The organism is Salibacterium salarium (assembly GCF_030813635.1).
In the GTDB taxonomy this organism is placed as follows: Bacteria; Bacillota; Bacilli; order Bacillales; family Marinococcaceae; genus Salibacterium; species Salibacterium salarium.
Genome location: NZ_JAUSUM010000004.1, coordinates 370995 through 384309, shown reverse-complemented (window position 1 = coordinate 384309; position 13315 = coordinate 370995). Strand labels below are relative to the sequence as shown.

At 37.8% G+C, this 13315-nt stretch carries 14 protein-coding genes; 10 read left to right on the top strand and 4 right to left on the bottom strand.

Annotation, left to right across the window (positions count from 1 at the left end; genetic code table 11):
• Positions 1–109: 109 nt before the first annotated feature.
• The 6 genes from J2S78_RS16005 to J2S78_RS15980 all read left to right on the top strand — a co-directional run bounded on the left by J2S78_RS16005 (position 110) and on the right by J2S78_RS15980 (position 5702).
• Entirely contained in the window at positions 110–1000 is an 891-nt protein-coding gene (locus J2S78_RS16005; RefSeq protein ID WP_306900162.1) for an ABC transporter permease, read from the top strand.
• 18 nt (positions 1001–1018) lie between these two features.
• Positions 1019–1939, top strand: coding sequence for a nickel ABC transporter permease (gene nikB, locus J2S78_RS16000; RefSeq protein WP_306900161.1), 921 nt, complete (start codon positions 1019–1021; stop codon positions 1937–1939).
• Between the two features lie 39 nt (positions 1940–1978).
• Entirely contained in the window at positions 1979–3013 is a 1035-nt protein-coding gene (locus tag J2S78_RS15995; RefSeq protein WP_306900160.1) for an ABC transporter ATP-binding protein, read from the top strand.
• Complete coding sequence (locus J2S78_RS15990; protein WP_306900158.1) at positions 2985–3995, top strand: ABC transporter ATP-binding protein; 1011 nt, start codon at positions 2985–2987, stop codon at positions 3993–3995. Before J2S78_RS15995 ends, J2S78_RS15990 begins: the two co-directional genes overlap by 29 nt.
• 150 nt (positions 3996–4145) lie before the next feature.
• Positions 4146–4730 carry an EAL and HDOD domain-containing protein gene (locus J2S78_RS15985; RefSeq protein WP_306900156.1) on the top strand — a complete coding sequence of 195 codons (585 nt, stop codon included), beginning with the start codon at positions 4146–4148 and terminating at the stop codon, positions 4728–4730.
• A 36-nt stretch (positions 4731–4766) separates the two neighbouring features.
• A complete protein-coding gene (locus J2S78_RS15980) occupies positions 4767–5702 on the top strand; it encodes a PD-(D/E)XK nuclease family protein (protein WP_306900154.1) in 936 nt (311 codons plus the stop codon).
• Here J2S78_RS15980 and manA read toward each other — a convergent pair whose 3' ends face one another.
• On the bottom strand, positions 5703–6665 hold the full coding sequence (manA, locus tag J2S78_RS15975) for a mannose-6-phosphate isomerase, class I (RefSeq protein ID WP_306900152.1): 963 nt from the start codon (positions 6663–6665) through the stop codon (positions 5703–5705).
• A gap of 72 nt (positions 6666–6737) precedes the next feature.
• On the opposite strand from manA, the gene J2S78_RS15970 reads away from it, so the two are divergent.
• A complete protein-coding gene (locus J2S78_RS15970; RefSeq protein WP_306900150.1) occupies positions 6738–7193 on the top strand; it encodes a DUF6884 domain-containing protein in 456 nt (151 codons plus the stop codon).
• Between the two features lie 2 nt (positions 7194–7195).
• Here the strand turns inward: J2S78_RS15970 and J2S78_RS15965 are convergent, their stop codons facing one another.
• Complete coding sequence (locus J2S78_RS15965; protein ID WP_306900149.1) at positions 7196–7966, bottom strand: 3-hydroxyacyl-CoA dehydrogenase; 771 nt, start codon at positions 7964–7966, stop codon at positions 7196–7198.
• 176 nt (positions 7967–8142) lie between these two features.
• On the opposite strand from J2S78_RS15965, the gene ytvI reads away from it, so the two are divergent.
• Complete coding sequence (gene ytvI, locus J2S78_RS15960) at positions 8143–9264, top strand: sporulation integral membrane protein YtvI (protein ID WP_306900148.1); 1122 nt, start codon at positions 8143–8145, stop codon at positions 9262–9264.
• A 308-nt stretch (positions 9265–9572) separates the two neighbouring features.
• A complete protein-coding gene (locus J2S78_RS15955) occupies positions 9573–10481 on the top strand; it encodes a peptidoglycan-binding protein (RefSeq protein ID WP_306900147.1) in 909 nt (302 codons plus the stop codon).
• Positions 10482–10531: 50 nt separating this feature from the next.
• Here the strand turns inward: J2S78_RS15955 and mnmH are convergent, their stop codons facing one another.
• Positions 10532–11569, bottom strand: coding sequence for a tRNA 2-selenouridine(34) synthase MnmH (gene mnmH / locus J2S78_RS15950; RefSeq protein WP_306900146.1), 1038 nt, complete (start codon positions 11567–11569; stop codon positions 10532–10534).
• Positions 11570–11885: 316 nt separating this feature from the next.
• On the opposite strand from mnmH, the gene J2S78_RS15945 reads away from it, so the two are divergent.
• Positions 11886–12326 carry a hypothetical protein gene (locus tag J2S78_RS15945; protein WP_306900145.1) on the top strand — a complete coding sequence of 147 codons (441 nt, stop codon included), beginning with the start codon at positions 11886–11888 and terminating at the stop codon, positions 12324–12326.
• Here J2S78_RS15945 and J2S78_RS15940 read toward each other — a convergent pair.
• Positions 12323–12988 (bottom strand): MBL fold metallo-hydrolase, encoded by a 666-nt coding sequence (locus J2S78_RS15940; RefSeq protein WP_306900144.1) that lies wholly within the window; start codon positions 12986–12988, stop codon positions 12323–12325. The genes J2S78_RS15945 and J2S78_RS15940 overlap by 4 nt on opposite strands.
• Positions 12989–13315 lie beyond the last annotated feature (327 nt).

Below are 13315 nucleotides of genomic sequence, written 5' to 3'. Positions count from 1 at the left end.
ATAATATATTTATCATTGTAATATAATTCAATCATGATATAATTCATTTTTGTAATATGTTGAAATATAAGAATTTTACACATAACGAATGTAGAAAGGAGATTAATCATTGCCAGAAACAACAATTCATCAACCTGTAGAAAAACCCCGAAATCCACACATTGAAAATTTTAAAAATATCGTAAAGCGGCTTAAAAAGAATAAAGCCGCTATGGTTGGCGGGTTTCTTATTCTTTTGTTTGTTATTACAGCTTTTGTAGGCCCGTATCTAGTCCCTTTTAGTGCAGGAGAACAAGTTCTTGTCAATAAACTTCAAGGACCATCTGCTGAACATTGGTTTGGAACTGATCATCTTGGACGTGATATATTCAGCCGTATTATTCATGGCATGTCCATCACTCTTTACATAGGATTCTTTTCCGTTGTGATTGGTGCCATTGTTGGGGTAATTTTCGGCATTATTTCAGGCTATTTCGGAGGGAAAATTGACACTCTCATTATGAGAGCAATGGACATTTTGCTCGCATTTCCTGGTATTTTACTCGCACTTGGAGTAGTAACGATACTTGGACCTAGTTTAAATAACGTCATCATTGCAGTTGGAGTTTTTTCTGTTCCATCTTTTGCAAGAATTGTAAGAGGGTCCACTCTTTCTGTTAAAGAATTAGAATACATTGATGCTGTTCGAGCCTTAGGAGCTAGTGACTTTCGAATTATTGTTCGTCATGTGCTTCCTAACGTTTTTTCTCCTATTATTGTCCAAGCTACATTACGTATAGCTACCGCTATTTTGACTGCTGCTGGTCTCTCTTTTCTCGGGTTGGGTGCCCAACCTCCAAAACCTGAATGGGGAGCAATGTTAAGTGATGGACGAAACTACATCTTTGATGCTGGTCATGTCGCCTTGTTTCCTGGTTTAGCAATCGTTATTGTCGTGTTGGCATTTAATATATTTGGAGATGGGTTACGAGATGCTCTCGATCCTAAAATGAAATCGTAATAGAAAGGAGTGAACCGTGTGTTTGTTTTTACTATCAGACGAATCTTGCAAACTATACCTGTATTACTAGGTGTCACAATATTAGTATTTTTAATGATGCATCTTGTTCCTGGAGATGCAGCCCAAATTATTGCCGGGGAAGCTGCTAGTCAGCAGACAATTGAGCAAATCCGGGAACGTCTCGGGTTAAATGATCCACTTCCGATGCAATATTTTAATTTCCTCTTAAACGCTCTCCAAGGTGACCTTGGCACGTCCATTCAAAGTGGACAAGAAGTTACAGAAGAAGTTTTCAGTCGTTTTTGGGTTACACTTGAACTTGCTTTTTACAGCATGATACTAAGTGTATTTATAGGATTAATCGCAGGTATCATTTCGGCCGTCCGCCATTATACACTCACTGATGCACTTACAATGATTATTGCTCTGTTTGGTTTATCTATGCCTAACTTTTGGCTCGGATTAATGCTGATGCAATGGTTCGCTATTGAGCTAAAAATATTTCCTGTATCAGGGTGGGGATCACCAGAACAAATTGTGCTTCCAGTTATAGCTCTTGGTACAGCCGGTGCTGCGATTATCGCCCGTATGACCCGTTCAAGTATGCTTGAAGTCATTAGTCAAGATTATATTAGAACAGCCCGTGCAAAAGGTGTTAAAGAACGTTATGTCATTTACAAACACGCTTTGAAGAATGCACTGATCCCTGTCGTCACGGTGATTGGACTTGAATTTGGAACACTTTTAACAGGAGCCGTTTTAACAGAAACGGTCTTTTCCATTAATGGATTAGGACGTTACATTGTTGAATCCATTCAAGCCCGGGATTTCCCTGCAGTCCAAGGATCTGTTTTAGTTGTTGCCGTTATATTTATTATAGTCAACTTACTCGTTGATATTTCTTATCGGTTCTTAAACAAAAGAATTGATTTAAACTAATATAGAATGCTCGAATAGAAAGAAAGGCGGAATAAAAACATGTCACAGAACGAAAATGTTCTTGAAATTTCCGACTTGCGAACTTCCTTTTTTATTGAAGGAGATGAAATAAAAGCCGTTGATGGTGTTACTATTAATGTTCCAAAAGGGAAAACCGTTGGGGTAGTTGGCGAATCCGGATCCGGAAAAAGTATTACCTCTTTATCGATAATGAGACTGATTCAACATCCTGGTGAAATTGTCGAAGGATCTATCTCTATGAATGGAGAGGATTTACTTTCCAAGTCGGAACGCCAAATGCAGCAACTGCGCGGAAATCAAATATCGATGATTTTTCAAGAACCTATGACGTCTCTTAATCCGGTTTATACAGTAGGTGAACAAATCTCGGAAGTTTATAGAATTCACCAAGGGCTCTCCAAAAAAGAAGCTCTCACAAAATCTGTTGAAATGTTGGAATTAGTCGGTATTCCTTCACCAAAAGAACGAATTAAACAATATCCTCATGAGTTGTCGGGCGGTATGCGTCAGCGTGTAATGATAGCTATTGCTTTAGCATGTAACCCTGAACTGCTTATTGCAGACGAGCCAACTACCGCGTTAGATGTAACGATACAAGCTCAAATTCTAGAGTTAATAAAAAAGTTACAAAGTCAACTTGGAATGTCAGTCTTTCTCATCACCCATGACTTAGGTGTCGTTGCAGAAACATGTGATTATGTTGCTGTCATGTATGCTGGAAAGATTGTCGAATATGCTGATGTACATTCGTTATTCAGATCTCCAAAACATCCGTACACTGTTGGTTTAATGCAATCTTTGCCAAGACATGACATCGATCAGGAAGAATTGAATGTTATAGAAGGCAATGTCCCTAAGCCTGGTAATATGCCTGATGGCTGTCGCTTTGCCCCAAGATGTCCTTTTGCCAGCGACATCTGCGAAAAACGGCTTCCTGATTTAGATGAATTAGAGAATGGAAATAAAGTGAGATGCTGGATTTATAGTGACGAATGGGATGGAAAAGCGGAGGTGAATGTTGTCGATGACTACAAAACTGCTGGAAATCAATAATTTAAAGCAATACTTTCCAATAAAAGGTGGTATTTTCGGGCGTACCGTTAACCATGTCAAAGCGGTTGATGACGTCAGTTTTTATGTAAATGAAGGAGAAACTTTAAGTATCGTGGGAGAATCAGGGTGTGGAAAATCTACGACTGGACGTGCTGTTCTTCGACTCGATGACCCCACTTCAGGTGAAATAACATTCCAAGGTGACGATTTACTTGCCTTAAACAAGCAACAGATGAGGAGAAAGCGTAAAGATCTTCAAATTATTTTTCAAGATCCGTATGCATCTATCAATCCTAGGCAGACCGTTAGACAGATTCTCGAAGAAGCTATGAGTATTCAAAAAGTCTTACCTAAAGCGGAGCGGATGGACAAGATTATGGAACTGCTAGACACAGTAGGACTAGGTTCTCATCAACTTGATCGGTTTCCGCATGAATTTAGCGGCGGACAACGCCAACGAATTGGAATTGCCCGGGCATTAGCTGTTGATCCTAAATTCATTGTTTGTGATGAATCAGTGTCTGCGTTAGACGTTTCCATCCAAGCACAAGTTCTAAATTTGTTGAAACAACTGCAACGTGATTTAAATCTCACTTATTTATTCATCGCACACGATTTAGGCGTTGTTCGACATATTTCTGATCGTGTTGCCGTCATGTATTTAGGAAAAATAGTTGAAATCGGAGAAAAAAAAGAAATATTCGATAATCCTAAACATCCTTATACGAAGTCTTTATTATCAGCCATACCAGTACCTGATCCTAGTAATCAGCAGGAACGTATTCACCTAAAAGGAGATGTCCCTTCTCCGATTGACCCTCCTACTGGATGTCGTTTCCATACACGTTGTCCATTTGCAACCGAAAAATGTAAAAACGAAGTACCAGAATTAAGAGTAACAAAAGACATGACAGGAACTCATCAAGCAGCTTGTCATCATATTGAAGAAATTGAATCCGGAGCAAAACAACCTAATTATTAAACTTTTAATACTATTTTCATAAGACATAATTCTTCTCTTCTTATGAAAATAGTTTTTTCTTAAGCTGTTTGTTATAATGAAGCTAATATCACTTATATAGAACATCTATTATAGTTGCAGATAACATATTTAAATCAGTCGGAGGCTAACATGACCGTCTCAGTGGCAAGACAACCTATCGTTACAGCAGAAAAAAAAATTATCGGATACGAACTATTATATCGGGAAGATTCATGCAAAAGTTTTCGTGCCAAAAACCCCGATCAAGCGACATCCGATGTCATCTTTAAAAGTTTTTTAGATATCGGATTAGACACCATTACAGACAATAACACGGCTTTTATCAATTTCACCAAAAACTCATTAATACAAAGAGTTCCTTTATTATTACCTGCCTCAAAAATGATGGTAGAAATTTTAGAAGATATCGAAGTGAGCCCTGAAATTTTACACATTCTGCAGGAACTAAAGGAAAAGGACTATCAAATTGCGCTAGATGATTTCATATTAACGGAAAAAAGTGACTCATTTCTGCCTTTTGCCGATATCGTGAAAATAGACTGGCAAGATAGTGATGTAACGAATATTAAAAATGTCGTGCAGGCTTCTAAGGTTTATTCATTTACATTATTAGCTGAAAAATTGGAAACAAAATCTGAATTTGAAAAAGCTAAATCTATGGGGTTTACCCTATTCCAAGGATATTATTTTGGTCACCCGCTTATTGTAAAATAAGCTTCTTATTCATTGTTTGAAGGAAGGTGCTCTCCTTTGTTTGAAATAAAAACGTATCCTGAATTCTCCTGGTCTCTTTCCCGCCATAAAACATTGATGCATTGTGCAAGACAATATGCCCACCAATATTACACATCTCACAACGGTTGGCTTCGTGACGCTTCCCAAACAAGCAAGCATGCTTATCGTTTGAAAAACTTAACCAATCTAGAAATGTTTTTTGGCTCGATTGTCCATGACGTGATAGATCATGTCATTGATGAATACTTAAACACAGGTTATATTCCTAGTGAAGAAAACCTGCGGGAACAAGTGAGACATCAGCTGAACAAAGGATTTGTCGATTCTACGAAACGGTATAGTAATTGGTGGGACCGTCCAAAAAAGACAACCATGTTTCATGAAATCTATTACGGAAATACTAGTCAACTTCCCCAAAGTAAAGTAGATAAGATAACACATCGTCTTCACGTAACGATGCACCATTTTCTGACAAGCCAAACTATGAAAGAACTCGCTTATAATGAACAAATCGAATTTTTAGAAGCCGAGAAGTTTCGAATTTTACAAGTAGGGCAGTTAAAAGTCTTTGTCGTATTGGATTTGTTATACAAAGATTTAGATCGAACCAAGTGGGTTATTGTGGACTGGAAAACGGGCAAGCAATCGGAGGAAGATCCTTATCAGCTTGCTCTTTACGTTCTTTATTTATTACAAACCTATGAAGTGGATAGTCTTGATGACATTATCATTAGAAATGAATATTTGTTAGAAGGGGAGCACGTCGAACACCAACTAGATCCCGTAACATTAGAAAAAGTGCAGGAATTGATTGGGAGCAGTGTAGAGTGGATGACAAAATATTTGGAAGATGCGTCAGAAAATCAACCTCTCCCTTTAGAGTCATTTCCACAAACAAGCGACCAAAAAGCCTGCACGTATTGTAATTTTTATGAATTGTGTTTTCCCTAATCACGACTCTCTTGTGCTTGTTACTAATTCTACATCCCCTTTTATAACATAACTGCCTATCGAAGCAGGAATAATAAAATGGTCCCCTTTTGTAATCGCCACTTTAGAAGTCTCTGATTCTATTGTGCCCTCACCATTTAACACGGTTGCTAGCATGTAAGGCGCTGTTACAACCGGATCTAATATATCATTCACTTTTATGTGATAGACCGAAAAAAAAGGGGACATTACAAGCTGTTCGACTATGCCACTATCGTTATCTATGAGCTTTTTTCGCATTTTTTTTGGGTTTTGGTGCGGCACAGTGGCTACTTCTATCGATTTATCCAAATGCAACTCCCGCTTATTCCCTAGTTGATCTGTACGGTCATAATCGTAAACCCGATAAGTCGTATCAGAACTTTGCTGTGTTTCTAAAATAAGTGCTCCTTTACCAATCGCATGGATGGTACCGCTCGGAACATAAAAAAAGTCTCCTGTTTGTATAGGAACTTCTCTCAAGAGAGTGTCCCATTCACCTTCTCTCATTTTCGTCTCCAACTGTTTCTTTGACTCAGCATGGTGGCCAAGAATTAATGCAGCACCAGGTTCTGCGCTTACAACATACCAGCACTCTGTCTTTCCAAACGCTTCTTTATCCTCCAGCTTATGTGCTTGATCATCATTAGGATGCACTTGAACAGATAAATCCGCAGCTGCATCCAACAATTTAATAAGTAAAGGAAATTCTTCTCCGGACTCATCGCCAAATAATCCCTTGTGGTTGTCCCAAACAGTTTTCAACGATTTTCCTTTTAAAGGTCCATTTTTTATAATACTTGCTCCGTTTGAATGGGCAGAAATTCCCCAACATTCCCCTGTTGTTTCGGATGGTATATCGTAACCGAATTCTTCTTTCAACTTGGTCCCGCCCCAAATTCTTTCTTTAAAGACTGGTTCCAAAAATATCGGTTCCTCATACATTTGCTCCACTCCAAACTTTTGCTGATTATACTTCATTTATTATAACATAGTAAAAGAAAGGACAGTGATAGAATGGAGAACCTTTGTATTGTTCCATGTGGAAAAAAGAAAATTTGGGATATAAAACCACAAACCGGTGCCGTGTATGCTAAAGACGCTTACCAAGGTACTTTGCATAAAAAATGCCAATCGTTTGCTGATAAAAACAACTATCCATGGGTCATACTTTCAGCAAAACACGGCTTTCTTCTTCCATTCGACATTGTGCCGGAAAACTATGATGCAGGGTTTCATTTTCCTAAGCGGGAAGTTATTTCGGACACCGATCTTCATTCCCAATGGCAAACAAAAAAACTAAATGAGACTAAATCTATTATTTTATTAACCGGCCAAAAACATGAAAAAGTGATGCACCGTATCATAGAGAATCCCCACCATTATACGTGGGTAACTCCTTTAAAAGGTTGTCGCGGTATCGGTGATATGCTTCGTCGTTTAAATGAAATAACAACCAAACATAATGTTTAATGTTATTGGGGAGGCATTCGCAAGGCACCATCAAGTCTTATCGTTTCTCCATTCAACATTGGATTTTCGATTATTTGTTTTGAAAGGGCTGCATACTCCGACGGGCGTCCAAGCCTTTGCGGGAATGGTGTCATCCCACCTAATGTGTCTTTAGCACTTTCGGGAAGTGCTTCATACAATGGAGTTTCAAATAATCCCGGCGCTATTGTCATTACTCTTATCCCGTATCTAGCCAGTTCGCGCGCAGCTGGTAAAGTCAGTCCTGCAATACCCGCTTTAGAAGCACTATAAGCAGCTTGTCCAATTTGTCCTTCAAATGCTGCGACAGAAGCTGTATTAATAATTACGCCTTGTTCTTCATCCTGATTAGGTTCATTTCTTTTTAATTTGTCAGCCACTTGCTTTAACATATTAAATGTTCCTACTAAATTAATTTGAACCACTCTGGAGAAATGCTCAAGGGAGTGGGTACTCTTCTTATTTAAAATCTTTTCAGCAACTCCAAGCGCCGCACAGTTAATGAGTCCATTAAGTTTACCAAAATGATTGATGCTGTCTTCCACTGTCCGGCTTGCATCTTCTTCTGACGTAACATCCGTCTTTAAAAAGATAGCATTTTTTCCTAATTCCTCTGAAAGTTTTCTCCCTTTCCGTACATTGATATCAGCGATGACAACTTTCCCGCCGTTATTTACAATCATTTTCGCGCAGGCACCTCCCATTCCGGAAGCTGCTCCTGTTACAATCCATACATTATCTTTTAACTGCATCATATTCCCTCATTTCATGGAAATGTAGTATAAATTATAAATATGTGTCTTCTTTTTATATTTCCATAACAAAAATTATTAAACCTCTTATTTTCATTATTTCATGACTGGTAATTTAGACAAGAATAAAGGTAAAATAGATAATACACAGAAATCAATAAAAAAAGAGGAGGATACGTGTGAAAAAACAGACAGGTTGGATTATCGTCAGACTTTTTTTAGTTATCGTTGCAGTTACCGTTCTTCTATGGACCATTATGACCGTGTTTAAACTCACGTATCCGTTTTGGCTAGCAGCGTTATTTGCGTGGATATTAAAACCGTTATCTTCATTTCTTCACCGTAAAGCAAGATTTCCTAAAGGTATTGCTGCACTAACTGCCTTACTTATCGGCCTTTCTATTATAGGAGGAATTATTACTGGATTAACCTTTTTAGTTATTGATGCTGTCCAGCGATTTGCGGACAAAGCACCTTCCTGGATGGAACAAGCTTTTGTGAACATTCAACAGTTCTTTAATCAAACAGTTTTTCCTGTCTGGCAGGATATAATTGGAGTTGCTGATAATTTAAGTGAAGGGGACGGCTTCACTTTTAACGATGGTATTTCAGAAATAGGAACTCAAATAGGAACAGCCCTTGGCCAATTTGCACAGAAAATTGCCGACGGATTGACTCAAATTGTCATCAATGTTCCTACATTCCTTGTCGCTTTACTATTCATATTATTGTCTATCTATTTCATAGGAAAAGATTGGGAACGAATTATGGAATGGTTTAGAAAATATATTCCAAGCGGAGTCAATAAAAAAATACATGCTTTTCACCGTGCCATGTGGGGAAGGGTGTTTGGATATATTAGAGCCCAATTAATACTAATGTTTATCACTGGTATTATCGTATTTGTAGGGTTGTCGATTTTACAAGTAGACGGAAAAGTATTGCTTGCGATTATCGTCGGTATCGCTGAATTTCTTCCGTATCTCGGGACAGGTACCATCTTATTACCTTGGGCTGTCTATCTTTTAGTGACAGGAAGCATTGGACTGAGTATAAGTCTAGCCGTTCTTTACAGCATTACAATGATTGTGCGCCAAACCATTGAGCCTAAAGTGTTATCATCTAGCATGAATTTAAATCCTATTGCCGTCCTTGTTTCTTTATTTGCCGGCCTTCAATTATTTGGACCAGTTGGACTTTTATTCGGTCCAGCACTTTTAGTCCTTATCGTTATCTTCATCGATATTGGGGTTTTCAAAGATATCAAACAATTTATTATATACGGTTTTAAAGAAAACTAGCCCTGCGTTTTACAGGGCTGGTTTTCATGCTATAGTAGAAGAAAACTACGAACGTACTGATACCTCCATAAAAAATGCAAATGCATATTTCATCTCTTCCTCCCGCTCTTCTCTCATATTTTATTCTTCTATCATATTTCATATGGGTTGAAAAACGAACAGATATATTGTGGACAGATTTCCCTAATTACATTCATATTTCATTTTGTTTAAGAAGCCTTTTTTCCATTGATTTCCCTTAATAAAGATTGATACGATGTAAATCGTCAAAGGGACAACAAATTTTAAGGAATTGGAGGTTTCGTATTTTGAAACTTAAACCATCATTTCATACATGGAAGTTAATAGGTGTCCCTGCAATTGTAGCGACGATTGGTTTGTTAACCGGTCCTGCAGGTGCAGATGCCAGTGAATTATTAAGTACGGACTTGAAATCAGGACAAGAAAATTCCGAAGTAGAAACATTGCAAGAGCTGTTAAATGAGCGCGGTTTCCTTGATGATGAGGAAGTGAACGGTGAATTCGGAAAAGAAACAACTTCCGCCATTGAAAAGTATCAAGAAAAGCACGGACTCGATGAAGATGGAATTCCTGGACCAATAACGGTTGGTTCTTTAGAAATCCTATCGGAAGGAGACGAAGGAGAATCTGTTGAAACACTTCAAGAACAATTAAACCTCCTAGGGTTTTTTGATGATGAAGTAGACGGTGAATTTGAATCTAACACTCATGATGCAGTCATTGACTTTCAACAATCAGAAAATATTCTCGTCGACGGCCTTGTCGGTCCACAAACGTTCGGAGCTTTAACAGCTGCTACTGAAGCTGTTCATGAGGAAGAAGCAACAGCATCCGAAGAGCAATCAGAAGCCAACGATCACAGTGAAGAAGTTGCTTCTGAATCAAGCGATCATTCAGAATCTGCAGGTCGTACCATCAATGTGAAGGCAACTGCTTATACAGCTGATTGCAGCGGCTGTTCCGGTGTAACATCAACAGGAGTTGATTTAAACGCTAATCCAAACGCAAAAGTAATTGCCGTTGATCCAAATGTTATCCCACTTGGATCAAAAGTTGAAATTGAAGGATACGGAACTTACACAGCTGCAGACACCGGTGGCGCTATAAACGGAAATAAAATTGATGTTCATATGCCAAATAAAAGCGAAGCCCAAAGCTTTGGGCGCCGCAATGTGAATGTGACAATACTAGAATAATAGACATTTGACAAAAGCTGTCCACCAAGTTGTGGACAGCTTTTTGTAGGTTATCCATTCGGTGTAAGGGTAGCATCTTTGACAGTATAGTTTAGATAGTTTCTTATTTTACGAAAATTTTCGTGGATATTATCAGCATCTATCAGCAGAGGGGTGTCTTCATATTTTTGAAAAGCATGATTGTAACGTGGATCATAATAGTGATAAAGAAGTAATAATATCACATCTCTGTAATCTTTTCTTTCCAACGAATGAATAATTTTTTCATAAACATTCAATGTTAATTTGTTCTTGATGCGCTCAATAGCACTTTTTATATCTTCATGATGTTTCCAAGGATGATATGTATCTGAAATAACCGACAATCTTTGTTCAATAGGTAGAGAAACTTCAAGCCGTCTGCCACTCCCCTTCCCCTCAGTAATGAAATCAGGCAAAAAAATATCTCCGATTCTTCTGCTTTCTCCTTCGATGATTATATAAGAACTATTCTTTAATTCCATTATTCTTTGCCATAAATCAAGCTCAAACTGCTTTTGACTTTTTCTTTGCATTCCTATTTGACCAAACGCCGATCCTCTATGATTTGCCAAACCTTCTAAATCTATAACCGGGTAGCCTTCTAGTTGTAACTTTTCAAGCATTAATGTCTTGGCTGTTCCCGTCCCTCCGGATAACACAATATACTTTCTCGGGTAGTGAATTTCTTGTTCAAATGTGTACTCAATTTCCTTTCTAATAGAACGAATGCCGCCTGGCAATTGTTCACAATCTATTCCAAGCATTTGCATAGTAGATACGAAAGAACCACTTCTCATTCCGCCGCGCCAACAATATACGACAATTTCTTTTCCCTCTGTCTCTGTTTTTAATTCTTTCATTTTTTCATAATGATCCGAAAGCTTTGGACCTACTATTTTTAAGCCTTCTTGTATCGCTGTTTCTTTTCCCGATTTCTTATATGTAGTGCCGATATCAGCCCGTTCCTCATTTGAAAAAAGAGGGATATTTACTGCTCCAGGAAGCGCGTATTCTTTAAACTCAGCAGGAGATCTTACATCTACGAATTGTTTCTCTTTCAATGTCATACATTTTCTCCTTTCTATGCCACCTATATATAAGTTTATGCTTGTTTAAAAATACAAACAAGAGGAACACTTCAAGGATTACCTTCATGCGAATAAAAAAATCGACTAGACGCAACAGAACTGAAATCGTCTAGTCTCCCTGAAACAAGAGGCCAACTACCTTTTGAGATTGGTCTCTTTTTTATAAACATTTCTCCTTACCAAATCCGTTCTCTGTATACTGTGATTTATGAGAGAAAGGTGTGATATAAAGGCTTATATTTCTGTGTTACACTATTAGAGTCTTACTAATGTGTAAATATAGGAGCCAATAAATATGCGTTTCAAATTTAATATAGCTAACTTTCATCCAAAAACTCTCATTAATAAATGGATCAAACGAGGAGCCACTTTAGTTTCCACAGAAAAAGCAAATCCGATGGATGCACTCAGCCGCATGGAGAGAAAAAGACAATTAAAAGAATCTAAAACAGATAACTATTTATTTCGAGCGTCCCTTTATGCATTTGCTGTTATATGTTTCGTTTTAGGCTCCATGCCGGTAATTTATTTTCTTCCATGGGAACAAGCTGCTGAGTGGTTTGTATATTTTCTATTAGTTGCTCTATTTCTATCCTTTAGTCTTTCTGCCTTAACAATAAAAAAACAATCAAAATATGTGAAACTACCATATATGTGGGCAATCATGATTTTTTCTATATTGTTACTATTGTTTTATTTATTTATTTTAATTTATTTTCGTTTTCTCCTCCCTTAACTTTTTTCGTATTCTAACCGATATTTTTCGTACTGCTTGGAAGGGTTTAATATGTCCTTTCCATGACAAATAGAGAGAATATCAGGGGTCCGCTTCTTTACAATCCCACCGCTCATCACTGCCTGTTTCATATCCGCTGTAAACATTTTTATGGGAGGGGTCAGCTCCCCTTTTTTTGATGTGAACAAATCTCCGCAAATTAAAACATTATCATCAGGATGATAGAATACGGTATGACCTGGAGAATGTCCTGGTGTATAATACGGGATTAATCCCATCATCGTATGTAAAACTCCTTCTCCATCCTCTGGTAGTTTTTTTACTACTCCTTTATCAACTAAATATTGTGGCTTTTTTTTCCTTGGATAAATTAAATCTCCTTCCATGTATGGGATTTCAAGACGATGTGCATACACTGGCACCGTTTCTTTTTTTAAAATCGAGCTGAGACCTCCAGTATGATCAATATGACCGTGCGTAAGTAAAATCATTTGTAACGGTCCGTATTTTTCAGCTTGCTCAAGAATGCGAGATGTCATCCATCCCATACCTGTATCAACTATAATTGATCCGTTATCTGTTTTGACTATCCAAGCACTAACAATAATCCCCATCCAAGCCTCGATTTTATATATGTGGTTGGATACTTTTTTCACTTTCATGATTAAATTAAACTCTCCTTCCTGCATACAAAATCGGGGCAGCATCTTTATCGATCTGCCCCATTCCCCTTATCTGTCTTTTACAGAGGCCTGTTTTAATAAAGCTACAGCCATGATAACGCTAGTAAAAATTAGACCAAAAGCTAATCCAAGTATCGCAATAAGTTCAGCAACCATATATATCCCTCCTGCTAAAATGGTAAGGTTCTTCTCGGATGCTGTTAATAATTATATTTACCCTTTTTTCAAACTATTCAAACAATCTGTTTCATCCGTATATTCTATTGACCTGCCGTCGATTACATAGTATCATTTGTCTGAGATTGA

Bases quoted from the DNA above. Each gene is read 5' to 3' on its own strand.
- J2S78_RS15965 (WP_306900149.1), bottom strand. From the start codon at position 7,966: ATGATGCAGTTAAAAGATAATGTATGGATTGTAACAGGAGCAGCTTCC.
- J2S78_RS15985 (WP_306900156.1), top strand. From the start codon at position 4,146: ATGACCGTCTCAGTGGCAAGACAACCTATCGTTACAGCAGAAAAAAAA.
- J2S78_RS15990 (WP_306900158.1), top strand. From the start codon at position 2,985: ATGACTACAAAACTGCTGGAAATCAATAATTTAAAGCAATACTTTCCA.
- J2S78_RS15945 (WP_306900145.1), top strand. From the start codon at position 11,886: ATGCGTTTCAAATTTAATATAGCTAACTTTCATCCAAAAACTCTCATT.
- J2S78_RS15970 (WP_306900150.1), top strand. From the start codon at position 6,738: ATGGAGAACCTTTGTATTGTTCCATGTGGAAAAAAGAAAATTTGGGAT.
- manA (WP_306900152.1), bottom strand. From the start codon at position 6,665: ATGTATGAGGAACCGATATTTTTGGAACCAGTCTTTAAAGAAAGAATT.
- J2S78_RS15940 (WP_306900144.1), bottom strand. From the start codon at position 12,988: ATGAAAGTGAAAAAAGTATCCAACCACATATATAAAATCGAGGCTTGG.
- J2S78_RS15995 (WP_306900160.1), top strand. From the start codon at position 1,979: ATGTCACAGAACGAAAATGTTCTTGAAATTTCCGACTTGCGAACTTCC.
- mnmH (WP_306900146.1), bottom strand. From the start codon at position 11,569: ATGACATTGAAAGAGAAACAATTCGTAGATGTAAGATCTCCTGCTGAG.